Source organism: Rhizobium aethiopicum, assembly GCF_014197535.1.
Classification (GTDB): domain Bacteria; phylum Pseudomonadota; class Alphaproteobacteria; order Rhizobiales; family Rhizobiaceae; genus Rhizobium; species Rhizobium aethiopicum_A.
Genome location: NZ_JACIFV010000006.1, coordinates 87,079 through 106,258 on the forward strand (window position 1 = coordinate 87,079; position 19,180 = coordinate 106,258).

General features: G+C 60.2%; 17 protein-coding genes and 1 pseudogene. 11 read left to right on the forward strand and 7 right to left on the reverse strand.

From position 1 onward, the window contains the following. The first annotated feature begins 101 nt into the window (after positions 1-101). A complete protein-coding gene (locus GGD53_RS11115) occupies positions 102-1,163 on the forward strand; it encodes a class I SAM-dependent methyltransferase (protein ID WP_184455861.1) in 1,062 nt (353 codons plus the stop codon). Between the two features lie 23 nt (positions 1,164-1,186). On the opposite strand, the gene GGD53_RS11120 is transcribed toward GGD53_RS11115, so the two are convergent. Further along, positions 1,187-2,029 (reverse strand): AraC family transcriptional regulator, encoded by an 843-nt coding sequence (locus GGD53_RS11120; RefSeq protein ID WP_184456151.1) that lies wholly within the window; start codon positions 2,027-2,029, stop codon positions 1,187-1,189. 244 nt (positions 2,030-2,273) lie between these two features. Here GGD53_RS11120 and GGD53_RS11125 point away from each other — a divergent pair, with 244 nt between their 5' ends. From GGD53_RS11125 to GGD53_RS11150, 6 genes are all read left to right on the forward strand, one after another. Then, the gene (locus GGD53_RS11125) at positions 2,274-3,740 is read left to right on the forward strand and encodes an alpha-glucosidase/alpha-galactosidase (RefSeq protein WP_184455863.1); all 1,467 of its coding nucleotides are present in this window, start codon (positions 2,274-2,276) and stop codon (positions 3,738-3,740) included. Between the two features lie 123 nt (positions 3,741-3,863). Next, on the forward strand, positions 3,864-5,951 hold the full coding sequence (locus GGD53_RS11130; RefSeq protein ID WP_184455865.1) for an ABC transporter substrate-binding protein: 2,088 nt from the start codon (positions 3,864-3,866) through the stop codon (positions 5,949-5,951). 191 nt (positions 5,952-6,142) lie between these two features. Beyond that, positions 6,143-7,150 carry an ABC transporter permease gene (locus GGD53_RS11135; protein ID WP_184455867.1) on the forward strand — a complete coding sequence of 336 codons (1,008 nt, stop codon included), beginning with the start codon at positions 6,143-6,145 and terminating at the stop codon, positions 7,148-7,150. 1 nt (position 7,151) lies between these two features. Continuing rightward, positions 7,152-8,288, forward strand: coding sequence for an ABC transporter permease (locus tag GGD53_RS11140; RefSeq protein ID WP_184455869.1), 1,137 nt, complete (start codon positions 7,152-7,154; stop codon positions 8,286-8,288). Between the two features lie 10 nt (positions 8,289-8,298). Next, positions 8,299-9,966: an ABC transporter ATP-binding protein gene (locus tag GGD53_RS11145; RefSeq protein WP_184455871.1), complete on the forward strand. Its 1,668-nt coding sequence runs from the start codon at positions 8,299-8,301 to the stop codon at positions 9,964-9,966. A 22-nt stretch (positions 9,967-9,988) separates the two neighbouring features. Then, a complete protein-coding gene (locus GGD53_RS11150) occupies positions 9,989-11,359 on the forward strand; it encodes an alpha-glucosidase/alpha-galactosidase (RefSeq protein ID WP_088392032.1) in 1,371 nt (456 codons plus the stop codon). Positions 11,360-11,702: 343 nt separating this feature from the next. On the opposite strand, the gene GGD53_RS11155 is transcribed toward GGD53_RS11150, so the two are convergent. The 3 genes from GGD53_RS11155 to GGD53_RS11165 form a co-directional block, all read right to left on the reverse strand. Beyond that, positions 11,703-12,107, reverse strand: a complete 405-nt coding sequence (locus GGD53_RS11155; protein WP_348647411.1) for an RT0821/Lpp0805 family surface protein — start codon at positions 12,105-12,107, stop codon at positions 11,703-11,705. 109 nt (positions 12,108-12,216) lie between these two features. Next, the gene (locus GGD53_RS11160; protein WP_184455875.1) at positions 12,217-13,230 is read right to left on the reverse strand and encodes a methyltransferase; all 1,014 of its coding nucleotides are present in this window, start codon (positions 13,228-13,230) and stop codon (positions 12,217-12,219) included. A gap of 314 nt (positions 13,231-13,544) precedes the next feature. Then, on the reverse strand, positions 13,545-13,844 hold the full coding sequence (locus GGD53_RS11165; protein ID WP_064695736.1) for a hypothetical protein: 300 nt from the start codon (positions 13,842-13,844) through the stop codon (positions 13,545-13,547). Positions 13,845-14,082: 238 nt separating this feature from the next. Between GGD53_RS11165 and GGD53_RS11170 the strand changes: the two are divergent. Further along, a pseudogene (locus GGD53_RS11170) lies at positions 14,083-14,541 on the forward strand (carboxy terminal-processing peptidase); the annotation flags it as partial. A 46-nt stretch (positions 14,542-14,587) separates the two neighbouring features. On the opposite strand, the gene GGD53_RS11175 reads toward GGD53_RS11170, so the two are convergent. Continuing rightward, positions 14,588-14,899 carry a hypothetical protein gene (locus GGD53_RS11175; protein WP_088397294.1) on the reverse strand — a complete coding sequence of 104 codons (312 nt, stop codon included), beginning with the start codon at positions 14,897-14,899 and terminating at the stop codon, positions 14,588-14,590. Between the two features lie 263 nt (positions 14,900-15,162). Next, positions 15,163-15,486, reverse strand: a complete 324-nt coding sequence (locus GGD53_RS11180) for a hypothetical protein (protein WP_088397295.1) — start codon at positions 15,484-15,486, stop codon at positions 15,163-15,165. 1,053 nt (positions 15,487-16,539) lie between these two features. Between GGD53_RS11180 and GGD53_RS11185 the strand changes: the two genes are divergently transcribed. Further along, positions 16,540-16,860 (forward strand): CopG family transcriptional regulator, encoded by a 321-nt coding sequence (locus GGD53_RS11185; protein ID WP_210303164.1) that lies wholly within the window; start codon positions 16,540-16,542, stop codon positions 16,858-16,860. Between the two features lie 155 nt (positions 16,861-17,015). On the opposite strand, the gene GGD53_RS11190 is transcribed toward GGD53_RS11185, so the two are convergent. Then, positions 17,016-17,201: a hypothetical protein gene (locus GGD53_RS11190; protein ID WP_184455877.1), complete on the reverse strand. Its 186-nt coding sequence runs from the start codon at positions 17,199-17,201 to the stop codon at positions 17,016-17,018. A gap of 681 nt (positions 17,202-17,882) precedes the next feature. Here GGD53_RS11190 and GGD53_RS11195 point away from each other — a divergent pair. After that, positions 17,883-18,164, forward strand: a complete 282-nt coding sequence (locus tag GGD53_RS11195; protein WP_141098857.1) for a hypothetical protein — start codon at positions 17,883-17,885, stop codon at positions 18,162-18,164. A 618-nt stretch (positions 18,165-18,782) separates the two neighbouring features. Continuing rightward, positions 18,783-19,088, forward strand: a complete 306-nt coding sequence (locus tag GGD53_RS11200) for an ATPase inhibitor subunit zeta (RefSeq protein WP_246717752.1) — start codon at positions 18,783-18,785, stop codon at positions 19,086-19,088. Positions 19,089-19,180: the final 92 nt, after the last annotated feature.

Consider the following 19,180-nt stretch of genomic DNA (forward strand, 5'->3'; position numbering starts at 1 on the left):
AATTTTGACGACCTACCTGATTGGGCAAGGGGAAGGTTGATTGACTGAATATTATCAAGGTCTAATTTAACTGCTCCTTGTCACGCACCCGGGAGGCAACAATGCGTGAGCCGGATATGCAGAAACTCGATGCGCTGGTCGGTCGTCTCGTTGGAGACGTCGGCGCCGCCATGTCAGGTGCCTTGGTCGTGCTGGGCGACAAGGTGGGGTTGTTCAAGGCGATGGCCGACGGGACACCTTTGAGCGTCGAGCAGCTCGCCGCGAAAACCGGCGTGAAGGAGCGCTACCTCCGGGAATGGCTGAGCGCCCAGGCTGCCGCCGATTATGTCACTTACGATGAAAAAACAGATCGTTTCAGCCTGGCGGCGGAACAGGCGATGGTCTTTGCCGAGGAAAACAGCCCCGCCTTCTTCGTCGGCGCCTTCGAGGTCGTGCAATCCATGTGGATGGACGAGCCGAAGGTCGCCGATGCCTTCCGCACCGGCACGGGCCTCGGCTGGCATGAGCACAGCACCTGCCTATTCCGCGGAACCGAGCGCTTCTTTCGCCCGGGCTATAACAGCCATCTGGTGAATGAATGGATTCCGGCTGTTGCCGGCATGGAGGAAAAGCTGAAGGCCGGCGCCAGGGTCGCCGATGTCGGCTGCGGTCACGGCGCCTCGACCATCCTGATGGCGCAGGCCTATCCCGCCTCGCGTTTCACCGGCTTCGATTATCACGGCCCTTCGATCGAAAGGGCAAAGGCCGCCGCCAAAGAGGCTGGCGTCGCCGATCGCGTGACGTTCGAGCAGGGCAAGGCGGCCGAATTTCCCGGGAGCGGCTATGATATGGTCGCCATGTTCGACTGCCTTCACGATATGGGCGATCCGGTCGGCGCCGGCCGGCACGTCAAGGAGACGCTTGCCCCGAACGGGACATGGCTGATTGTCGAACCCTTTGCCCATGACCATCTGAAGGACAACCTCAATCCTGTGGGCCGCGTTTATTACGGCGCCTCGACGATGATCTGCACGCCGGCATCGCTCTCCCAGGAGGTGGGGCTCGGGCTCGGCGCGCAGGCGGGAGAGATGAAGCTGCGCAAGGTGGCGCTTGATGCCGGATTCACGCATTTCCGTCGTGCGACGGAAACGCCGTTCAACATGGTGTTCGAGGTCCGGGCCTGAAGACACCGGCTCCAGGGCTGAAGCTATTTCGGCTTGCCGATGCTGGCATACATGCCGGTCGTGCGGAATTCGGTGGGATTGGTGCCATAGACGCGGCGGAAGACCTTTGAGAAATAGTTGGCGTCCTCGAAGCCGCACATGATGGCGACTTCCTTGACCGGCAGGAAGTCCGCCTTGGTCAGAAGTTTGACGGCGCGCTGCAGCCGCTGCTGCAGCACGAATTCGGCCGGCGGCACGCCCTCACTCTCGGCGAAGCTGCGCGAGAAATGCGCGCGGCTGAGGCCGACGATGGCGGCAAGTTCGCCGACCGGCAGCGGCTTGTCGAGATTGGCGTTGATATGATCGATGACCGGCTGCATCACGCTGAGCTCGGCCGCAAAGGCCGGCGAGCCGAAAACGTCGTCATAGAGCGCCATCGCCGCTTCATAGGCGATCGCCGAGGCCGTGCCCGGCGAGGTCGCGCCTTTGACGAGGCGCAGGCTGCAATCGGCCAGATGGTCGATCGTCGAAGGCTGCAGCTTCAAGACCGGGCCGGCGGTCGACAGCACCAGCTGATGGATGCGCAGGGTTTCCTCGCCGTTCATCGAGATCCAGAAATATTCCCAGCGTTCGCCCTTCTCCAGCCAATAGCGGTGATTGTGCGGCACGAGCACCAGCAGCGTGTCGCCACCTTGCAGGCGGTAGTTGCGATTTTGGTAGCGCAGCCGGCCGCTGCCGCTGATCGTGTGCTGCAGCACGGTGAAGGGCGTCTGGCCGCGTCTGCGGCCGTCCCAGTCATAGCTCTCGTTCTCGCGCACCTCGTAACCGGCGCTCGTCGGCATGGCGTGCAATCGCTGGCGGCCGCGGGGCAGCGAAACCGTCCTCATCGACTGTCCGTTGGCGATTAAATCCTGCAGCACAAAATTACCCCTGAAAGCATAATCCTTCTCTGGTCGGCCTGCCGATTTCGGGCATAATCCCGCTCGACAACAAAGAAGAGACCACGGCCGATCGAGCGGTCGGGAGGAAAACAGGCAGTTTTACGGCTTTTTCAACCACATGTGCCGGCATGCGGTCTGTTCCTCCATATCAATCTCTTCTCTAGCATTCGATTGGGTCGAGGTGAAGATCATGAGTTTCAAAATCGCTATCATCGGTGCGGGCAGCGTCGGTTTCACCAAGAAGCTGTTCACCGACATATTGTGCGTTCCGGAGTTTCGCGACATCGAATTCGCGCTGACGGATATCAGCGAACATAACCTCGAGATGATCAAGGCGATCCTCGACCGGGTCGTCGAGGCGAACAAGCTGCCGACCAAGGTGACGGCGACGACCGATCGCCGCAAGGCGCTGGAAGGCGCGCGTTACATCATCAGCTGCGTCCGGGTCGGCGGGCTCGAAGCCTATGCCGACGATATCAGGATCCCGCTGAAATACGGCATCGACCAGTGCGTCGGCGATACGATCTGCGCCGGCGGCATCCTTTATGGCCAGCGCAACATCCCCGTCATCCTCGATTTCTGCAAGGATATAAGAGAGGTCGCCGAGCCGAGCGCCAAATTCCTCAACTACGCCAATCCGATGGCGATGAACACCTGGGCGGCGATCGAATATGGCAAGGTCGACACCGTCGGCCTCTGCCACGGCGTCCAGCACGGCGCCGAACAGATCGCCGAGGTGCTCGGCGCCCAGTCGGTGCGCGAGCTCGATTACATCTGCTCCGGCATCAACCACCAGACCTGGTTCATCGATCTGCGCCTCAACGGCCGTAAGATCGGCAAGGACGAACTGGTCGCCGCCTTCGAGGCGCATCCCGTCTATTCGCAGCAGGAGAAATTGCGCATCGACGTGCTGAAGCGGTTCGGCGTCTATTCCACCGAAAGCAACGGCCACCTCTCGGAATACCTGCCCTGGTACCGCAAGCGGCCGGAGGAAATCACCCGCTGGATCGACATGTCCGACTGGATCCACGGCGAGACCGGCGGTTACCTCCGGCACTCGACGGAAACGCGCAACTGGTTCGAGACGGAATTCCCGCAGTTCCTCGAATCCGCGTCGAAGCCGATCGATCCCGCCAGGCGCTCGAACGAACATGCCAGCCACATCCTGGAAGGGCTGGAAACAAACCGGGTCTATCGCGGTCATTTCAACGTCAAGAACAATGGCGTCATCACCAACCTGCCATCCGATGCGATCATCGAATCGCCCGGCTTCGTCGATCGCTTCGGCATCAACATGGTCTCGGGCGTCACCCTGCCGGAAGCCTGCGCGGCCACCTGCATCGCCTCGATCAACGTGCAGCGCATGTCGGTGCATGCCGCCATCTCGGGCGATATCGACCTCTTAAAGCTTGCCGTGCTGCACGATCCGCTGGTTGGCGCCGTCTCGACGCCGGAGGAAGTGTGGCAGATGGTCGACGAGATGGTCGTTGCCCAGGCGCGCTGGCTGCCGCAATATGCTGATGCCGTGCCGGCGGCCAAGGAGCGGCTGTCGAAATCGAAGGTGCAGACCCGCGATTGGGCGGGGGCTGCGCGCCGCAACGTACGCTCGATCGAGGAGCTGCGTGCGGAAAAGGCGGCGCTGAAACAAGCCGTCTGACTTTTTCGTGGAAGAGGGTCGTCATGGATTTCCGGGAGGGAAATCCATGACATCAAACCCGCTTTCACATCGTGCGAGGAACAGGAGCCCGCGTGACCGCGCTCCGAAACAGAGGGAGAAACGATGATGAATTTCCGCAAGACAAGCATTCTGGCCGGACTGGCGCTCGGCGTCTCGGTCATGGCGCTGAATGCCTACGCCTCCGAGGCGACCGTTCCGCCGGTGCCGCCGGAATTCCCGGCCGAAGGCAAGATCAACTATGTCGCGCGCGACTCCATCCTGGAGTTCAAGGCGCTGCCCGAATATCACGAGCCCGACTGGGTCACCAAGAATTTCGTCTCCAGCGGCAAGCTGCCGGCGGTCAAGGACCGGCTGCCGAAGGAGCCGCTGGTCTTCAAGACCGGTAATATGCCCGACGGCACCGGCGTCTACGGCGATACGATGCGCCATGTCATCGGCGGCCGGCCGGAAGGCTGGAACTACGGCGCCGGCCAGACGCAGGGCTGGGGCGGCATCGACATTGGCCTGTCCGAATGCCTGACGCGCACCGCGCCGCTCTTCCAGGTGAAGGCCCAGGATACCGAGCCGCTGCCGAACCTTGCCAAGAGCTGGGACTGGTCGGAGGACGGCCATAAGCTGACCATGCACCTGATCGAAGGCGCCAAGTGGTCTGACGGCGCGCCGTTCAACGCCGACGACATCATGTTCTACTGGGAAGACGAGGTCATCGATCCGAACGTCTCGCCGCTCGGCGGCGGCGCTTCGCCAGAAGCCTTCGGTGTCGGCACGACGCTGAAGAAGATCGACGATTACACGGTCGAATGGACCTTCAAGGAAGCCTTCCCGAAGCAGTACCTCTACACGATGGCCTACCCGAACTTCTGCCCGGGTCCGTCGCACATCCTGAAGCCGCAGCATCCGAAATATTCGAAGAACACCTACGACCAGTTCAAGAACGCCTTCCCGCCGGAGTTCATGAACATGCCTGTGATGGGCGCCTGGGTGCCGGTGGAATATCGCCCCGACGACATCATCGTCCTGCGGCGCAATCCCTATTACTGGAAGGTCGACGAAAAGGGCAATCAGCTGCCTTATCTCAACGAGCTGCACTACAAGCTCTCGACCTGGGCCGACCGCGACGTGCAGGCCGTAGCCGGGTCCGCCGATTTCTCCAATCTCGAGCAGCCGGAAAACTTCGTCGCATCGCTGAAGCGCGCTGCGGAAAAGACCGCGCCCGCGCGCCTTGCCTTCGGCCCGCGCCTGATCGGCTATAACTTGCGCATGAACTTCTCCGCTAATGGCTGGGGCAACCCGGACGAGCGCGGTCAGGCGATCCGCGAGCTCAACCGCAACGAGGACTTCCGCAAGGCCGTCAGCATGGCGCTGGATCGCAAGGCGATCGGTGACTCGCTGGTCAAGGGGCCGTTCACGGCGATCTATCCGGGCGGACTTTCCTCCGGCACCAGCTTCTACGACCGCAACTCCACCGTCTATTATCCCTTCGATCTCAAGGGCGCCAAGGCGGAACTTGCCAAAGCGGGCCTCAAGGATACCGACGGCAACGGCATCGTGAACTTCCCGGCCGGCACAGCGGGCGGCAAGGATGTCGAAATCGTCATGCTGATCAACAATCAGTACACGACCGACAAGAGCCTTGCGGAAGGTGTCGTCGGCCAGATGGAGAAGCTCGGCCTGAAGATCGTTATCAATGCGCTCGACGGCGCCAAGCGTGACGACGCCCATTATGCCGGCCGCTTCGACTGGCTGATCCAGCGCAACACGACGGAGCTGTCGTCGGTGGTGCAGAATACCGAGCAGCTTGCCCCGGTCGGTCCGCGCACCAGCTGGCATCATCGCGCCGGCAAGGACGACAAGCTCGATCTGATGCCGTTCGAACAGGAACTTGTCGACGTCGTCAACAAGTTCACCACCAGCCAGAACAATGACGAGCGCGTCGATCTTATGAAGCAGTATCAGAAGATCTCGACCGAACACGTCAATACGGTGGGACTGACCGAATATCCCGGCGCCCTGATCATCAACAAGCGCTTCTCCAACGTGCCCCAGGGAACGCCGATCTTCATGTTCAACTGGGCTGAAGATTCGGTTATCCGCGAACGCCTGTGGGTGGCTGCCGACAAGCAGGGCAAATACGAGCTGTTCCCCGAGCAGCTGCCCGGCAAGCCCGGCGACAAGGGCCCGACCAACTGAGGCCCGAACAACTGAGGCTTGTTGCCTGAAACCAAGAGCTAAAGCGCGTCGCATCCGATGCGGCGCGCGGGAAGAGTTCCCTCCCAGCTGAAGTGAGTTCCGGGCCGCGCGTGCCGCGCGCGGCCCGATATGACCAACGAGCCGGCCGCGCCGACAGGAGCGACTGGCGGCAAAGCGAAGCGAACCGTCCGATGTTACGATTCCTGCTCGTGCGCATAGCCTCCGCGATCCCCGTTCTCCTGATCCTGAGCGTGGTGACTTTCGCGATCATCCAGGCTCCGCCCGGCGACTATGCCGATTACATAAGATCCCAGCTGATCAACCAGGGTGGCGCATCCTATGCCCAGGCCGACGCGCAGGCGCAGGCCTATCGCGTCGAACACGGCCTCGACAAGCCGCTCGTCGTCCAATACGTCAACTGGATCGGCGGCATCGTCACGCGCGGCGATTTCGGCTACAGCATGTTCTACAACAAGCCGGTGGCCGACGTCGTCGGCGAACGCCTGCCGCGGACCTTGCTTCTGGCGCTCGTCTGCCACATCTTCGCCTCCGTGCTCGGCATCGGCTTCGGCATCTGGGCGGCGACGCGGCAATATAGCTGGATCGACAGTACGCTATCGGCAGTCTCCTTCCTCGGCATGACGGTGCCGCGCTTCCTCATGGCGCTGATCATCGTCTATCTCCTGGTCTTCCAGTTCAACGTGACTGAGATCGGCAGCTTCTTCTCGCCGCAATATGGCGGCGCACCCTGGTCCTGGGCGAAATTCCTCGATCTCGTCCACCATGTCTGGCCGGTTGTGGCGATCGCCACCTTCGGCGGGCTCGCCTACAACATGCGCGTCATGCGCGGCAATCTGCTCGATACGCTGAATGCCCAATATGTCGAGACGGCAAAGGCCAAGGGCCTTTCCGGCAGCGCGGTGGTGATGCGCCATGCGGTGCCGAACGCGCTGCATCCGCTGGTGATGTACCAGGGCGTCGTGCTGCCCTACATGCTGACCGGCGAGATCGAAACCGCAATCATTTTTGCATTGCCGACCGTCGGACCGGCGATCGTCGGCTCGATGGCGATCGGTGACGTCTATGTTACCGCCACCTTCATGATGGTGCTGTCGGCGACGCTGATCGTCGGCAATATTATCGCCGACATGCTGCTCGCGCTTCTCGATCCGCGCGTGCGCCAGTTCGGAGGAGCCTGAGATGCTTGCTTTCGATTCGTCCGACACACCACCGACAACCGAACCCGCAGTCAAGAAGCCTTCGCATGGCAGCGAAAGTTATCTGGCGCTCGTCTGGCGCCGGCTGCGGCGCTCCTGGACCGGCGTGATCGGCCTCGTGCTCGTCGGGCTCTTGATCCTGATGGCGGTCTTTGCCGATTTCTTCGCGCCGATCGACCCGAAGGCGACCGATGTCGGCTTCGCGCCGCCGCAGGTGATGAGCTTCCACGACAAGGACGGAAACTTCGTCTTCCAGCCGCGTGTCTATGCGCTGTCGGATTCCGAGGAGCTCGATCCCGTCACCTTCCAGCCGATCGTCGGTATGGACTACGACAATCCGCGGCTGCTCGGGTTCTTCGTCAAGGGCGCGGAGTACAAGCTGTTCGGCCTGATCCCGGCCGACCGGCACTTCTTCGGCTCGACCGACGGCCAGCCGGTGCATTTCCTCGGCACCGACAAGTTCGGCCGCGACGTGCTGTCGCGCGCCATCATCGGCTCGCGCATCTCGTTAATGATCGCGCTGACAGTGGTCTTCATCGTCACCCTCATCGGCACGACGGTCGGCATGGTTTCCGGCTATTTCGGCGGTACTTTCGACGTCTGGCTGCAGCGCTTCGTCGAGCTGGTGCTGGCCTTCCCGCAGCTGCCCCTTTATCTGGCATTGACCTCGCTGATCCCGGTGACTGCCCCGACAAATGTCTTCCTCGCCTTCGTCATCGTCGTGATGTCGGCGCTCGGCTGGGCGCAGATGTCGCGCGAGGTGCGCGGCAAGACCTTGGCACTTGCCCGCATCGATTATGTCCGGGCGGCGATGGCGGTCGGCGCCACCGACCGGCGCATCATCATCCAGCATATCCTGCCCAACGTCTTGAGCCACGTCATCGTCGCTGTGACGCTCGCTATCCCGAGCGTCGTGCTGCTGGAATCTTTCCTCGGTTTCCTCGGGTTCGCCGTCAAGCCGCCGCTGATCTCCTGGGGGCTGATGCTGCAGGATACGGCGACCTATTCGGTCATCGGCTCCTATCCCTGGATTCTTTCCCCGGTCGGCTTCGTGCTCGTCACCGTCTTCGCCTTCAATGCGCTTGGCGACGGACTGCGTGACGCCGTCGATCCTTATTGAGGTGATTGATATGGCTCTTTCCCTGGTCAATTCCTTCGCCCCGCCCGTCCGCCACGATCATGACGGCCGCTCGGATGTGCCGATCATCGACGCCCGCAACGTCGCGGTGAATTTCAAGGTCGAGGACGGCATGGTCGAAGCCGTGAAGGACGTCTCGTTCCAGCTCTATCGCGGCGAGACCATCGCCATCGTCGGCGAATCCGGCTCCGGCAAGTCGGTGACGGCGCGAACGGTGATGGGGCTATTGTCGAAGCGCGCCGTCGTCTCCGACAAATCGACGGTCTCCTACGACGGCAGCAACATCCTGAAATTCTCCGAGCGGGCGCGCCGCAAGCTGCGCGGCGACCGCATTTCGATGATCTTCCAGGAGCCGATGAGCTCGCTGAACCCGATCTATACGATCGGCAGCCAGATCGTCGAGGCGATCCGCGTGCATCGCCGGATCAGCAAGCGGGATGCGGAAAAGCGGGCGCTCGAGCTGCTCGAACATGTGCAGATCCCCGATCCGGCCGCGCGCCTCAGGCAATATCCGCATCAGCTTTCCGGCGGCCAGCGCCAGCGCGTGATGATCGCCATGGCGCTCGCCAACGATCCCGACGTGCTGATCGCCGACGAGCCGACGACGGCGCTCGACGTCACCGTCCAAGCGCAGATCCTCAACCTGATCCGCAACCTGCAGAAAGAGCTGGGGATGGCGGTCATCCTCATCACCCATGATCTGACGGTGGTGCGGCAGTTCTCCGATTACGTCTATGTCATGCAGCATGGCGAGGTGCGCGAGCACAATGTCACCGAGGCGCTGTTTGCCAATCCGCAGCACCCTTATACCCGGCATCTGCTCGCCTCCGAGCCGCGCGGGCAAGCCAATCCGCTGCCGGAGGGCTCCGACATCATCCTCGATGCCAAGGGCGTGCGGGTCGGCTTCATGCTTCGCCACGGCACCTTCCTGAAACCGGAGATGCGCGAGCTTGTCGCCGTCGACAGCCTGAGCCTGACGCTGCGCCGTCACGAGACGCTCGGCCTGGTCGGCGAATCCGGCTCCGGCAAGACCACGTTCGGCCAGGCGATCCTGCGGCTGAACACGCCGCAGGCCGGCGAGATCCATTTCGACCGTCAGCCGATTCACGGCCTGTCCAGGGCCGAGATGCGGCCGCTACGGGCCCGTATGCAGGTGGTGTTCCAGGATCCGTTCTCCTCGCTCAACCCGCGCATGACAATCGGCCAGATCATCGACGAGGGCCTCGTCGTCAACAAGCTCGGCGCCACGAGGGCCGAGCGCCAGGACCGGGTGCGCGAGGCGCTTGTTGCCGCCGGCATGCCCGGCAATATCCTGTCGCGTTTCCCGCATGAATTTTCGGGCGGCCAGCGCCAGCGCATCGCCATTGCCCGCGCTATTGCGCTGGAGCCGGAATTCATCCTGCTCGACGAGCCGACATCCGCACTCGACCTCTCCGTCCAGGCGCAGATCATCGAACTCTTACGCAAGCTGCAGGACGAGCGCGGCTTGAGTTACCTCTTCATCTCCCACGATCTGAAGGTCGTCCGGGCGCTGTGCCACCGCGTCATCGTCATGCAGCATGGCAAGATCATGGAAGAAGGGCCCGTCGACGAAGTTCTCACCAATCCCAAGACCGCCTACACCGAACGGCTCGTCAAGGCCGCTTTCGAGGTAGCATGATTATCGAATGCCGGAGGCTATAATGGCAGGAAATCCCAAAATCACCTTCATCGGAGCAGGCTCCACCGTCTTCATGAAGAACATCATCGGCGACGTGCTGCAGCGGCCGGCGCTCTCGGGCGCGACGATCGCGCTGATGGATCTCAATCCGCAGCGGCTTGAGGAAAGTGCCATCGTCGTCAACAAGCTGATCTCGACACTCGGCGTCAAGGCGAAGGCCGAGACCTATTCCGACCAGCGCAAGGCGCTTTCAGGCGCCGATTTTGTTGTCGTCGCCTTCCAGATCGGCGGTTACGAGCCCTGCACCGTCACCGATTTCGAGGTGCCGAAGAAATACGGGCTGCGCCAGACGATTGCCGATACGCTCGGCGTCGGCGGCATCATGCGCGGGCTTCGCACCGTACCGCATCTGTGGAAGGTCTGCGAGGACATGCTCGCCGTCTGCCCCGAGGCGATCATGCTGCAATATGTCAACCCGATGGCGATCAACACCTGGGCGATATCGGAGAAATACCCCACAATCCGCCAGGTCGGCCTCTGCCACTCGGTGCAGGGCACGGCGATGGAACTGGCGCACGATCTCGACATTCCCTACGAGGAAATCCGCTATCGCGCCGCCGGCATCAACCACATGGCCTTCTATCTCAAATTCGAGCATCGCCAGGCCGACGGTTCCTATCGCAACCTCTATCCCGATCTGCTGCGGGCTTATCGCGAGGGCAGGGCGCCGAAGCCGGGCTGGAACCCGCGCTGCCCGAACAAGGTGCGTTACGAGATGCTGACCAGGCTCGGTTATTTCGTCACCGAAAGCTCGGAGCATTTCGCCGAATACACGCCCTACTTCATCAAGGAGGGCCGCGAGGACCTGATCGAGAAATTCGGCATCCCGCTCGATGAATATCCGAAGCGCTGCATCGAGCAGATCGAGCGCTGGAAGGGTCAGGCCGAGGCCTATCGCTCGGCCGACAAGATCGAGGTGACGCCGTCGAAGGAATATGCCTCCTCGATCATCAATTCGGTCTGGACCGGCGAACCCTCGGTGATTTACGGCAACGTCCGCAACAATGGCTGCATCACCTCGCTGCCGGAAAATTGCGCCGCCGAAGTGCCCTGCCTCGTCGACGCCTCCGGCATCCAGCCGACGTTCATCGGCGACCTGCCGCCGCAGCTGACGGCACTGATGCGCACCAACATCAACGTGCAGGAACTGACGGTGCAGGCGCTGATGACCGAAAATCGCGAGCACATCTACCACGCCGCGATGATGGACCCGCATACGGCGGCCGAGCTCGACCTCGACCAGATCTGGTCGCTGGTCGACGACCTGCTCGCCGCCCACGGCGACTGGCTGCCCGAATGGGCCCGCACGAACCGTAAAGTCCAGGCCGCCTGATCCCCTCTCCCGGGTGAGGCGTCGAGAAGCCCCGCGGTGGCAACGGCCGCGGGGCTTTGCGTAAAAATCTTGTGAGTGGCCTCGTCGAAATAAGTATTAAATTGGAATTCCGACGGTATTTATAAGATAGATGCAAAAGTCTATGCATTTATGTCCGGGCATAAAGGGATGATTCACTAATTCACGATAGGCATTACTTATTCGACATGGAGCAAGGTCCGTCGATTCTTATTTATGTGCACACGGCCAGGGGTCCGATCCGGAAAATACGGGGTTCGCGCGGTCATCATCGATCGTCTCGGAAGCGATGGAGATTTCTCGCTATCTGGGCACCGGTTTTACGCTAGTGGGTCGTTGCTCCTAACTTCCAAGAATTCCCAGAGGGGCAAACTACGCCACCAAAGCGCGTAGTACCCTCAAGTGACTGGCGACTTGTTACGAAACCACGGCATCCATCAAGCCTATCGTGGGTGTCAATCTGTTCGATAACTCCGGCGCTCCCAGTCGACGGATTTGCCCAGGCGAGAGCTTTCGTTCCGACAGTTCCGCGGCCAACCACATCTGCAATTACAGCTTGATCGCTGACTGGGGCGGCGCCTGGTGAAACGGAAGGCGCGGCAGACACTTCGAGAGGTTCGGTGCGTGAGCAGGCGGCGAGAAACGCCACGCACGCGCACGCAATGATGACTATTCGTTTCATGCAGAAAATGATGGATCTGAAGACGACTATTTCAACCCCACGGCGCATCAACTTTGGGGGAGGCCAGCGCCGCCTTCACGGGTCGGGGTCAGAGCAAGGCGATCGACATCGCGCCATTGATCGAACTTACTCAACCGGCCGAGCTCGCCGTTTCCGCTCAATCGGGCTTGAATCCGATCACCATCGAGTCCGGTCCCAGCAACGGCTCGACGCGTGTGGACACGAAACCGGCGTCGCGCATCCAGGCTTGGCAGTCGGCACCGGTGTAGTCGAACCCTCCGCGGGTCTCGATCAGCATGTTCAAGCTCATCAGCAAGCCGAAGGCGTTGCTGCGGCGCTCATCGTCGATGACAGCGTCGTAGACAATCAGGGCCCCGCCGTTCGGCAGCGCGGCAAAGGCTTTTTCCAGCAGCATCCTCTTCTCGGCAAGATCCCAGTCGTGGAGGATATGCCCCATCACGATCACATCCGCTTTCGGCATCGGGCTGTCGAAGAAGTTGCCGCTGTGGAAGCGGATGCGGTCGGCAAGGCCGTGACGGGCGACGAACTCGTCAAATATCGGCTGCACGGCAGGCAGGTCGAAGCCGAGGGCCCGGAGATGCGGATGGGCCCGGGCGATCACCACCGGTACCATGCCTTGCGCCGCGCCCACATCGGCGAAGGTCGTGTATTTCGACCAGTCGAACTTCGCGGCGATCGCCTGCGCCGCACCGGCGCTGATCCCGCTCATCGCCGCGAGGAATCCGCGCAGCCGTGCCGGCTCCGCATATAGCGCAGCAAAGAAGTCCTCGCTGTGCTTGGCTTCGTTCTGTGGCTCTCCCGTGTGCAGGGCTTCGGTAAGCGAGCCCCAGAAACCGTAGAGCCGGGCATTGGCCATTTCGAGGATACCGCCGATATAGGACGGCTTCGCCTTGTCGAGGAAAAGGTCCGTATCGGTGGTATTGCGATAGCGGCCGTCCTCGCGTTCGAGCAGCTTGAGGGCCACCAGGGCGTCGAGGAAGTCGCGGGCTGAGCGGGGGTGCAGTTTCAGCCTGGCCTGCAGGTCGGGCAGATCGGCCGGGCCGGCTGCGAGCTCGGTGAAGACGCCGAGCTCGACCGCGCTCAGCATGGCTTTGGAGGCCCAAAACCCCATGCCAAGCTGCATGATGTTGTCCGGCGTCGTTGCGCCCATCGCTCGTCTCCTCGTAGATCGTGTCGTCGAACGGCGCCTGGGGTTGGTGCGGTAGCCAAAGTGGTCCGACGGCGTTGCGAAGCCGAGGACGTTCCGTCTTGTCGAGGCACCCTGCAAGTAAAAATAGAGCGGTTTACGATGGGGTGCAATTAATCAAGAATCACTAGCTAAGAGCCAAATGGCTGAGCGGTGAATCCGACACCTGACTTTCGCCGGGAGCTCGAGTCGCAGATATACGCATTCAAATTGGTGAGGTTGCCAACACCCAAACACATCAGCGGTTTTTGAGGATTCTGATCCCCTTTGGCGGCTCCTCAAATCCCCGACCCATCGAGCTGCTCGTCGTCGTCGCCTTCCCAGGGCGAGGGCATCGAGGTGCGGTTGGCCGAGGGCATCGGCATCCAGCACTTCAACTCGGGCTCGGCATATTCGATGATGTGCCCCGGCGAGGAATCCGAGGCGCGCCAGCCTTCTCCGCCGAACTGATCGCCATGCGACCAATAGGCGAGGTCGACTTCCGCCGGCCCCTGTTCGGATGCGCGGATCGTCACCAAGATGCGGCTGCCGTCTCTCGGTGCGCTTGCCATCTGGCGCCAGCGGTCTTGCTCGTCCATCGTGTTCCTCCTGCCTTGCTGCAGATGCAAGTGTTGCCTCGTCATCGAAGGCGGTCAACTCAAACTTTGCGGGGGCCGTCGCCGGTTGATTGACGACTAAGGCTCGTGGGCGTTGGAGGCGATCGAAAGCCCGGTTTTGCGCGTCAGCTGAGCGTTCCTGTCCGCTTACGCCGGTAACGTACACTGCACCCGCGGATCACTTGGATCCAAGGCAAAAGCCGTTTCAGCTCCACGCTGAATGCGCATACACTACGTTTTTCTTGGTGCATTTCTTGCACTCGCCCCGTCCGCCTATGCCGAGGTCGCAGCGCCGCCGGTTTTGAAGCCGTTGACGCGGCAGGCGCAGGCGGCTGAGCTCAGCGCGCAATTTCTCTCCCGATACAGCTACAAGCCGGTTCCGCTCGATGATGCCTTGTCGGGCAGGGTGATGGATCAGTTCGTCAAGTCGCTTGATCCCGACCGCATGCTCTTCCTGCAGGCCGACATCGACAAGTTCATGGCTGACCGCGGCGAGATCGACGACGCCATCGAGCCGCAGGACCTGAAGATCCCGTTTGCGATCTTCAACGCCTATCAACAGCGCGTCGTCGACCGCATGACCTATGCGCGCAGCCTGCTCAAGCAGGGCTTCGATTTCAGCGGCAAGGAAGATTATGCGGTGCTGCGCGACAAGGCGCCCTGGCCGCAGTCGGAAGCCTTGAGATACCCCGTGGGGCTATCCTTTAAGGTGAGTGATTATTGGCTCAATCCCTGAGGCGGTCCATCTTGCGAGACCAAGGGAAAGAAATTACCGGTTTCTGCGCAACGCGCGTATGTTCGCTTGATGCTTCCTGTTCAACAGATCCGGCATCGCGTAGTGCCGCGCGAAGAGCCTGACCTTGCGGATGATCGCCGAAGTGCTCGAGAAAGCTCGAAATCGGCCATCTCGTCTCAGTGCCGCCGGAGGCGTCGTTGGCGTGATGGATCACGACATGCTGGTCCGCAGGTTCGTTATGTCCGAGAAACCATTTGTCTCCGTTGGCGCTGGCTGCAAATTCTTTTGGTGCTTTTGGCATTCCAGACTCCTCTGATGGTGCCCATTATTGTGCCGCTTCCCGGCGCGCTGTCGCCCATTTATGGTTTCGGCAAGTGCAGCAAAGGGGCTTGAGTGAACGGCTTGGTCGCTCTGCCGGGCGACCCCGATGATATATTGCAGGACATTCATCTGCCGGGGCAATCCGGCGCCGTGTCCACTGAGTTGAAGGTAGTTCATGGGTTGGAACTGCTCCGGAATGCAACCCGCCATCCGGTTGGCAGTGGCTTTGTCGAATTTAGTAACTCACCAAGTGTCTGTTGAGGCGCCGGTGGGCGACTTGACCACAACGGCTGAACGGATCCCCTGTATCAACTTGCGATTTTTTTCGAACTCCGCGGATGATTTCGAGGACAGTGGTGTTTTTCCAAAGTGCCGGCTGAGTTCGATGGAAAGGGCCGCGGGCGAGGTCATTCCATCATTATAAAGATGGAACAGCAATTTGACGGCGATGTTGTAATATTTCGGATCTGCGAGGCTACTTGTGGAATCGTATCCGGCGTCGTCGAGGACGCCTTGCAATACAGCCAGGTCAGAGGTCCGCACAGATATGTTGAGATTGGAAGACATGCTGTCCTCCTTCAATTTGGGGCGAAGGCAACAACCGACCTCCAACCAGTAGCGCCCTGAGAAACAGCTACTGAAGACCTACCATGCGCCTAATCAATACGGCTGGCAAATTGTATATTCCGGGGATGAGCAGAAAGCGGTCAGGCCTGCGCGTTCGAATGTCGTTTATTCTCGCAATCATCTTTCCCCGTTCGAGAGTCACCAGCGCCAAAAGGACCTGAAAGCCCCTGGAATTGACATGTCGGTCTTGTTTGCTCGTCATCTCTTCCATCTGGTCGAGAAAAATTGCGGCAGATCTATTTCATTTCGACTCGCAACGAAAGCCAATCACAGCATGTGCGCCGTCCGGCCCGCGCATGATGCCAAAGCCTCAGGATCGGCATGCAGCTTCCGCCGCCTCGAAGAGGGATAGGCGGGCGTCAGGATCGTCGCCGCCCTGATGCGTCTTATCACCATCACCTCTTCGTGATGGTCGCCATTTTCTGAAGCCGCGAGATCTGTCGTCTGGTAGTCCGCTCGCGGTAGGCGGTCTCACCTGAGGCGCGGGAGGGCTGGCCAACCTGCCCGGGCGCCCGATTCCCGCGAGCGGCTCCACCTTCGCGGTTCCGCTCCTTTAGAAATATGGGGGTGCGGCATCCGTGTTGGAATGTAGGGTGTTCGCGCCTCCGCCATTCCCGCCCGAGCCACCCATCGCTGTGCATTGCGCGTGAATATGCACGCACGACTTCTGCAAAGCGGGCGAGGGGAAACCGAGGTTCCTCTAGGAAAGTTTAAGAACGAACTAAAGGAAAATGCTGCCACCGTTTGACATGGGTGCCGTCGAGGCGGATCACCCTTCATCGGATCAAAGCTCGTGCATCAGCCGACCGAAGACGCTGAGGATTTATTGGAGCGCTTCCACCTGTTGCAGGCCCAGCACGACGAGCATCTGCGCAGGATCTCAGACGAGTGCGAGCTCGGGCTCCGGGACAAACAAGGCCAATCTACTCCCACAGGCGGCAGCGATGACGCCCTGAGGGCGCTCGCTGCCACCGTTGCGGTATCAAGCTGGCGTTGATTGCGAAGGGCCGTCTAAAAGAGTTACTTGCCGAAAAGCGATTCGCAGCCGATCGGATCGGTAACATCCCACTACCAGACTTGCAGATTCTGCTGCGCCGCGCGGCGTTGCGCTTGAGGAACGCCGCAGCAGTGACGATGGAGGAGGACGTCGAAGAGGTGCCTCGCGATTTAGCCGGTGAACTTGGCATGACGCGCAACGACACGATCAGGCTTATCGTGCGGGAGTGGATGGAGAAGAACACCTATCTGCCGGTGCACGAGCTCGACGAAGATGGAGATGTCATGAGCCGCGTTATCCTTGGCGGACCACTTTGAATGGCTCATCGGCTCATCGGCACGCTAGGTCTCGCACAGATGACCGGTTCAGCAGCGAATTTAGGGGTACTACAGCGTGAGCCATACTCCGAGCCCACGCTGCTTTCGACCCGAGTCGAAACTCGGTTATTCAGGACAATTCTACGACTGCGTCTTCAGTTGGCTCTGGCGATTTTAAGAAGATCCCTGTCGCTTCCGATTCCCTCGCCATACATCGTAAAGCGCAGGTGGGACAGAGATTTTGGACCGTAATCGCGCTTGGCGACGGAGCCGTCGAAACTTCCCTCAACGATTGACAGCCGCAGCGGTTTTCGATGGCGGGTTCGGACGTAGCCAAACATGGTTCGTCCTTTCAGGTTGGGGCGGAAGCTGTGTCACTTCCAGTCGGAGCCGCCCGTGAAAGGTTGGCAGCGATGGGATGTTATGCGCTCGTCGGTACCTTAGCGCAACGTTTCATTCTTAGTCACTTTAGGCGAGCCTAACAGGGTGAGCCCACCGCACCGTAAAGTGCCCGCGCCTAAGGGCGGTTTGAGGGTCGAATGGTCCGGCGCGGGGAAGAGATCGGGAAGAAGCTGCTGCAGGAAGGGCTGGCTAGGACCTGGAGCCCGAAGCAGCGGAATGACTGGTGCGACTGATTGTCAGACCTAGCCTCCTGTCCTTGCCCGCGCCCTGTTATTCAAGCGCCCGGACATTCCCCTTGGCATTTTGATATATGACGCCGCCGGCGCGCTGGTTGGCGAGGTGCTTCTATCGCCGTAGTTCCGCAAATTGCTCGGTCAAAAGACCTTCAGGATGGCAATCTCTGGTAAATTGACGAACTTCCAAACTGTGACATCCTTCAACTCACCGATCCCTTTTGTGCGGCACCACTGATGAGTTGGACATCATTGACGCAAAATGCCCCGTCACTCGTTGGCTTGAAATGGATCAGCTTCGCCTTATCTCAGAATAAGCTCATCCGGAGAATGGTTGTCGCCACTTCTCGGTCATCTTTCGGACAGCACCCTCTCAAGGAGTGCGCCATGTTCCATAAAATGCCTTTGGAAGATATGAGCAGGGAACGCCGCGAGGCGGTCATACGCGCCCTGGCTTCAAAGCTCCAGTATTCGGCCGAAATCGCCAAGGTTCAGCAAGATCCCAACTGGCCTCAGTTGGAGGAATTGGCCGCAACGCTATTTCGAGACTCCTCGGAAATCGCCCGAGCTGAACCGGAAACCGCGAGAACCTCTGTCATGGAAGGCATCCGGTTGCTAGGTCAGTTCCAGATGAGCCAAATCGCAATAAAACCGCGCATAGCTCATTGACTAGGGCGACGGGATCGCACGGGTGGCCCTGCAAAAGGGTCCTTTCCATTGTTCCAGTAAGTCCTGTGCGGTACCCACTTTCCCAAATCAGAACTGCCGCGCCTCGGCGGGGCTTTTTCTCGATCGCATCAAGTTCAATCGGTCAGTTGATCTTGAGCCAGTGCGTTATCTAGGCAATCGCAGCTGCCTTGGCCGATCTCGCCAGCAACGCGTTTCAACAAAAGGACAAGGGGCTTGCGTGCGGTGTCATTAAATCTGTTGACACCCGGGCGGGTTCAGCACCCGATGAAAAGCCACGCCGAGGAGGCGGAACTCATGTCCCTGAAGTTAGTCGTCTGTTTCGGCCTGGTGCTTTTCGTAGTCGCTGCGGTCTGGTGGCTCCGGCCAGAGCGCAAAGACATCATTCGGCCGGCGCAATCCGCGTTGGAGCAATCGAACAGGACTCCGGCGCAGGGACCGCAATAAGCGGCCACCATCGTTTACTTGTGCTATCTTAGTCTAGCAGCGAAGTATTGGCGATCTTTTGGGGTCGGCCCTCGGAAGTTGGGAGCGCGTCAGCCCGGTTTATTCCGCAAACTCACGCGTTGAGCGGTTTCGATGACAAAAATCAGGAGGAAAATGATGGTCGACTTAAGAGACCGAGAAAAGGGAATGGAAGATCAATACTTTCGGGACGCCGAGAGGATCCTCAAGCTCAAATCGCGTTGCGACACGCTTTTGGCGAAGTGGGTCGCAGGACTCGTTGATCGCGATGACTTTGTGGCTTACGCAGATGAGATCACTGATGCCCGCTTCAAAGGTGGGGACCCTGGCGTTCTCTCGAAAGCGCTATCTGATCTTCAAGCGGCAGGTCGCAATCTCAGCGAGCAGGACGTCGCAACAAAGATGCGCGAATTTATGTCCGAGGCCGCTGAACAGCTTTGAGCACAATTGGCAGCATTATTGCTGTGAAGGAGCAGCGGGTGCAGGCGTCGGATTGTTGTCCGTCGGAGCCGTCGGTTTCACTGGTGCCGGTG